Source organism: Siminovitchia fortis (genome assembly GCF_007681465.1).
GTDB classification, from domain to species: domain Bacteria; phylum Bacillota; class Bacilli; order Bacillales; family Bacillaceae_C; genus Siminovitchia; species Siminovitchia fortis.
This window is the reverse complement of record NZ_VEKZ01000166.1, coordinates 1-654: the sequence shown is the minus strand read 5'-3', so window position 1 is coordinate 654 and position 654 is coordinate 1. Positions and strand designations below refer to the sequence as shown.

The following is a 654-nucleotide window of genomic DNA, read 5'->3' as shown; positions in this document are numbered from 1 at the left end:
CCTGAATCCGTGACGTAGTTTGTTAAAAGCTTGAAAAGCAGGCTGATTTTACCCATTTTCAGCGATCGATGGTTCAATATAGAAAAAAGATGTTATTTTATGCGGCTTCGGTCGTTTGAAGCGCTTTTGAAGGCATACTCAAATAAGCCTTTGCTTTCCATTTTTTTAAAAAGGATTGTCTTTTAACATGCGGCTTTAATAAAAGGCGTAATAAAGCCTTTCGAATACCGGAAGCCAGCGATTATGCTTATGGAGTTTCAACTTCCACTGTCTGCCGTGGTAGACCAGTTTCGATGCCAGGGTGATCAAATTTTGAATAACTGTTCTTATACGACGTCTTTTCACATTTTTTCTTAATGGGGCATCATCGGTTTTCAGGCTTTCCTGCCCAATAAGGCGCAACAAATTGTATGCGAACAGTCCCAAGTGAAGAACGAGATCATTCGTCGTAAATTTTCCTGAAGGCAAGCGTTCCAGGTCCAGTTCAGATTTGATTTCACTGTGAAACTGTTCGCTCGTCCCATGGTCCCGATACAAGGCGATCACAGTGGAAGCCGGCACAGGCAGTGACGTATAGTAGGTTTCGAATTCGATATCGGGAACAAGCAGGATTTGCCCGTCTTTATCGATCGTCCTCTCTGTGACTTTAAAGGC

Annotated in this window: 1 protein-coding gene; it reads right to left on the bottom strand. The window is 42.8% G+C overall.

Annotated elements, in window-relative coordinates; genetic code table 11:
* Positions 1-195: 195 nt before the first annotated feature.
* Positions 196-654: transposase (locus FS666_RS19440; RefSeq protein WP_144469107.1), on the bottom strand; the 459-nt coding region annotated here is incomplete at its 5' end.